General features: G+C 44.0%; 2 protein-coding genes. Both read right to left on the reverse strand.

The annotated features are described in order from the left end of the window. Positions 1–321: 321 nt before the first annotated feature. The gene (locus PX481_RS20565; RefSeq protein ID WP_002760492.1) at positions 322–1,032 is read right to left on the reverse strand and encodes a response regulator transcription factor; all 711 of its coding nucleotides are present in this window, start codon (positions 1,030–1,032) and stop codon (positions 322–324) included. A 152-nt stretch (positions 1,033–1,184) separates the two neighbouring features. Continuing rightward, the coding region (locus PX481_RS20570; RefSeq protein WP_288095720.1) for an ABC transporter substrate-binding protein at positions 1,185–2,230 on the reverse strand (1,046 nt) is incomplete at its 5' end.

The following is a 2,230-nucleotide window of genomic DNA, read 5'->3' on the forward strand; positions in this document are numbered from 1 at the left end:
AGCTACTTAGGGTTTGCTGAATAATGGTAAAACCCTTTTAAAATAAGGCTTTTGACCTGTTAAAATCCGATGTTCATGCTGCGAAAATCGGATTGGGACTCTCAAAAACCTTGCATTATCCTTTTTATAGTACATAAATTGGTACAAAAAGAGAGGGCAACAAAGACTGAAACTCCCGACTCCTGACTCCTGACTCCTGACTCCTTAACCCCACCAACAAACTTTTTCAGCACACCCTACTTATCTCCTGAATACTGCCTCGTGAATACTGACGACCGGCTCCTGACTCCTAACCCCACCAACAAACTTTTTCAGCAGACCCTAAATAATGTCATCTTCAAATTTATAACCGACACCGACTACAGTTTTGATAAAGATCGGATTAGCAGGATCGGGTTCTACTTTTTTGCGTAAGCGTCGGATGTGGGTATCTACTACCCTTTCATCGCCAAAAAAATCATTTCCCCAGAGATTATCGATTAATTGGGTGCGACTCCAGACGCGATTGGGATAACTGACAAAGGTAGCTAATAAATTAAATTCTAAGGTGGTTAAATCGAGGGTTTCCTCTGGCATTCCCTCCAATTTACGAACAGCAGAATGTTGATCTAAGTCGATAATAAAATGACGGCTGCGATGGAGTTGCTGGGGTTGGCTATCGTGTCTTAAACTACGTCTTAATAAGGCTCTTACGCGAGCGGTTAATTCCCGGGGACTAAAGGGTTTGACCATGTAATCATCGGCTCCCGTAGATAGACCGATAATGCGATCAATTTCTTCTCCCCTAGCGGTTAACATTAAAATATAGGGGTCTTTTGTCCCTGGTTTTTGGCGAATTCTAGCACACAATTCTAGTCCATCTAATTCGGGTAACATTAAATCTAAAATAACTAAGTCTGGTTGCTTTTGATAAAATAGTTCTAGTCCTACCCTACCATTATAAGCCAGATGACAAGTAAAGGACTCCCGCTCTAAAGTTTGCTCAATCAAATGGGCGATTTCAATTTCATCTTCGATAATAACGATATCCATACAAAGGAAAAAGTTTACAAATATCTAGGCATATTTTAACATATTAGCCATTCATTTCTTGCTCAGGGTTGAACATTGAAATAATTGTAATTTTTGAGACTTTTTGGGGGGAGAGTTGCCAACTCTCCCGACTTTGGTGGACTGGGGACTTTTCAAGGTAAAGGGACAAACTGCTCACCGGAGGGAGTCGATCGCACTTGAATTAACACCGGTTGACCGATGCGATCGCCAGTATTGGGATCAAGGCTAATTTTTCCGGTGGCCCCTGTTTGATGAAAATTGGCGGAACGCAGCAGCGATTGTCGGCCCTGACGTTGAGGATTTTCCCTTAAACCGGCAATAATCACCCGTGTAGCGTCAAAACTGGTGGCTGTGCGCCAACTAACTGGACCGCGCCACTGTTCCTGCATAAGATTGGCAAAAGTCTGGTTAAGCGAGGGGTGCCAGGGTGCGGCAAGGGTTAAACCTTGGGCGTTTTTGCCGCCATCTTCGAGGGTGCGAATATTGTAGAGGGTGGGACTACTAAACAGAGGCAAACGCTGACGATTGGAGCGAATAACCTCAAAAACGGGATCGAGACGATCAACATGAGCGACGACAAATAGGCCGTTAGCACCCCCAGAAATCGCCTGATTAAGGGCTTGATCGGCCTTAAAATTGGGGACACTCAGATCACAGACAATCGGCACAATTTGACCGCCTTTTTTCGCCACATTAGCCATCAACTCATCTTTAAAGGAAACATTATCAGGAGCTTGAGAATCGTAGCAAAAAGCAATTTTCTGGACTTTAGCAGTATTTACTATGTAATTTGCTAATTTTTCCCTAATTTTGCCGTTAGAAGCCACCAGACGAAAGATATAATTTCCCGCACCGGAGAGATTATTAGCCAGGGAGGTGGGAGAAATCATCACCAAACCGCCTTTTTCGTAGATAGGAGCGGCGGCCAAACTGGCATCGGAGGCATTATGACCGACAACAGCGATAATATCGGGATTTTTGACTAATTTACTGGCTACCTCTTTCGATATCTGCGGCTGATTATCGTCATTAACCACGATAACCATCAGTTTTCTGCCGTTGATCCCTCCCTGTTGATTGATCTGGGTTTGTGCGCTGGCGACTCCTCGCAATATTTCCTGAGCGACGTTGGGATTAGTTGTAGCTGGCACAACAACGGCGATTTTAAAGGGATTTG

The organism is Microcystis sp. M53603_WE2, from assembly GCF_030065435.1.

Excerpts from the sequence above, each read along its gene's own strand:
- PX481_RS20565 (WP_002760492.1), bottom strand. The coding sequence starts at position 1,032 with ATGGATATCGTTATTATCGAAGATGAAATTGAAATCGCCCATTTGATT.